Source organism: Pontibacterium sp. (assembly GCF_041587635.1).
GTDB lineage: Bacteria > Pseudomonadota > Gammaproteobacteria > Pseudomonadales > Balneatricaceae > Pontibacterium.
Window position 1 is genome coordinate 1 of record NZ_JBFGYC010000512.1, and the last position, 2,886, is coordinate 2,886.

At 48.2% G+C, this 2,886-nt stretch carries 4 protein-coding genes; all 4 read left to right on the forward strand.

The annotated features are described in order from the left end of the window. On the forward strand, positions 1 to 326 hold a 326-nt coding region (locus ABYW01_RS18260), incomplete at its 5' end, for a hypothetical protein (RefSeq protein ID WP_372835602.1). A gap of 75 nt (positions 327 to 401) precedes the next feature. After that, positions 402 to 1,013: an antA/AntB antirepressor family protein gene (locus ABYW01_RS18265; RefSeq protein WP_372835604.1), complete on the forward strand. Its 612-nt coding sequence runs from the start codon at positions 402 to 404 to the stop codon at positions 1,011 to 1,013. Between the two features lie 88 nt (positions 1,014 to 1,101). Continuing rightward, positions 1,102 to 1,821, forward strand: a complete 720-nt coding sequence (locus ABYW01_RS18270) for a hypothetical protein (RefSeq protein ID WP_372835607.1) — start codon at positions 1,102 to 1,104, stop codon at positions 1,819 to 1,821. Between the two features lie 648 nt (positions 1,822 to 2,469). Beyond that, positions 2,470 to 2,808, forward strand: coding sequence for a hypothetical protein (locus ABYW01_RS18275; protein WP_372835610.1), 339 nt, complete (start codon positions 2,470 to 2,472; stop codon positions 2,806 to 2,808). Positions 2,809 to 2,886: the final 78 nt, after the last annotated feature.

Sequence of the window (2,886 nt, forward strand, 5' to 3'; positions counted from 1 at the left end):
AGCTGACAGGTACTGAGCTTGGGGAGAGAGCTGGCATTCCCGGTAATGGCACTGGCAAGGCTCAGAATGTGAATCTTGCGCTGTGGGATCTTGGCTACCTTAAGAGCGTTCAGAACGGTAAATCTAAAGGGTGGGAGATTTCCGAGAAGGGATTGTCTTCTGGGCATGTTCAATACGACAACATGGCAAAGGAGAGCGGTAAGCGCTCCTCTATGCAGGTAATCGTTTACCAAGAGGCTTTGGTTGATGTACTTAAAGAGGCTGGCGCAGCAGATTTTGACTTCAAGGTGCTGAAGAGAAAGCGCAATGAACTGAAGGCCGCATAAAAATTAGAGGGGCTAAGCGACTGGTCCTCGCAAAGCCCCAGAGTGTGACATCAAATTCGAAAAGGAAATCACGTTATGAATTCTATCGCTGTTAACCAAGAAAACAAAAGCTTAATTACTATCTACTCCCGCATTTTCTCTGGCAAGCCAGCAGAGGCCGTTAATGCACGAGAGCTTCACCGATTTCTTGAGGTGGGGCGTGACTTCTCCAACTGGGTTAAGGCCCGCATTAGTAAGTACGGTTTTGTAGAGAAGCAGGACTATATTTTGATTCGCCAAAACGGGCGAACCAATGGAAAGGGCGGGGATAGGCGCTCGATTGAATACTTCGTAACGGTCGGGGTAGCCAAAGAGTTGGCTATGGTGGAGAACAATGAAAAAGGCCGGCAGGCCCGGCTCTACTTCATCGAGTGTGAGCGCCGCTTGATTGAGAAGCTTCAGCAGGAAACGAAGCAATCAACTATACCATCTTCACAGGGCGTGCTTGGCGGTCGATTTGTAGTAGAAATCCACAACGGCCAATTTGGACCAATGATCCCGGTGGACAGTGACAGCGTTGTTATCCCGTTCTCCAAGATCGCGGACCTGATCAGGGAGCGGGTATTTGTTGAGCCAGAAGAGCTGGTCATGATCGGTCAGGCCTGTATGGACCGCTTGTCTAAAAAGGCCTTAGCCAGGCGTAATTGATCCGTTAGGCTCACTGGCAAGCCGAATCCCTTGGCTTAATGCAAACAAGGTCAGGCGTGAGGCTGCAGAAATCTCCGGTAGCCTTGGGTTGCAAGATCTTAAAGTTCAAGTGGTACCGGATGAAACGCTTCTGCCGCTCGGGCTTCAAAAACAGATAAGGCTACAGAAGGCGCACGGCCAGATTGTGGCCGCCTTACATGATGAAAGCATCTACGTAGTCGCCAATCGCGTGAAGGGGTTCAGGCATTTAAAGACGATACTCAGGCACGAAATGTGTCACTGGGGTGGCCGCAAACTCTTTGGGAAGTATCGAAAAATGGCTTACCGAAAACTTCTACGGTCCATGGGTGGGTATTCCGGCTTAAAACAGTACTGCAAGGGGATGGGCTTAGATCAGGATATGGCTCCATATTTCCAAACCTTGGCTAAAGCCGAAGACATCCCTTTTCAGGATCAAGGGCACTACATCACCGATGAGTTTTTGGCTGTCCTCAATTCAAAGCCTGATCTGTACTCGAAGGCTGTTTATGAAGGGCCAAATATCCTAATTAGACTTTACTCCTGTCTTCCAGAAGCACTAAAGATGACCATATGCGAGGTTACGGGATGGGCTCGTGATCAAGCTAGAAAGCGAAGCTGGCGAGATTTTGAGGAAGTATCCAGTTCTGACCTAGCCTACATTCTTCGACAGATAAATCGTTCTGCGCAAGGGGGTTCTGATTCTTCTGCGCCCCACTTAATGAAGGTCGAAGCTGACGATGAAGTTACTCTTTTCTTTTCTGAGCTGGCTGAGCTTTTTGAGGCTTAGCCGGCACTTTCTCTGCTGTGCTTTCCAGTAGCTGGGTAAAAGCCTCTTGCACCTCTATCGGCAGAACCGAGAAAGCAGTTAAAGCACGAAGTTCCAGATCGGTCAGTTCCCTTTCCGCTTGTTTGCAGCGCTTCAGGTATTGCTCCTGAGTCTCGTCCTTTGCTCTTCCCATGCTGCTGATGCCTATCAGTTATGCGGTTTCGTGCAGAATAGCATTCTTCAGTTTTCGGGTGGAAATTTATAGCATTCTTTTGGCCTGTATATACTACAGGGGCTATATTTGTATATACTGGCTATGTGAAAGCAAGGAGCGTTCGTCAGTGGGCATAGAAATATCACCGAAAATCAGACAGAAGCTAACGCAGAGACATGGTGTTTCACAAGGTGAGATTGAAGAGTGCTTTTCCAACGTAGAGAAAGGCTTTCTCATTGATGACAGAGAAGAGCACGCAACCGATCCTTGCACTCAGTGGTTCGTATCAGAAACAGACCATGGGCGACGCCTAAAAGTAATGTTTGTGCACTACCCTGAGACTGGAAGTATCGTAATAAAGTCAGCGTACGAAGCGACAGATCAGGTCGCTAATATCTATAACAGATACGCATGATGGCTGTCATAAACACCCGTAACCAATAGTGAGTTAGACTATGAAAAAAATCAAAGGCACAGCAGAAGCCTGGGAGTCTGGCGAACTTGGCTGTTCTGAAGAGCATGTAGTCAAGTCAGATATCAACATCGGTGCTCTAGATGAAGCTCTGGAGCTGAAACTGATCTCTATTCGCATGCAAACAACGCTGATTGATGACCTGAAAGATGTCGCAAAAATGCGCGGTCTAGGTTATCAGCCACTCATTAAGCAAGTGCTGCGTCGCTTTGTGGATGCCGAGAAGAAGCAGCTTCTAAAAGAAGCCGCTGCTCGGGCTGAAATGATGGACCAGCCAGACCGTGAAGAGCCAGCCGAATCCCCAAAGGCTCAGTGCGCGTAACTTCACAGAATACCAATGATTAAAGGCTCCTTCGGGGGCCTTTTTTAATGCGCCCAAATTTGGACTCATCTAATTCTC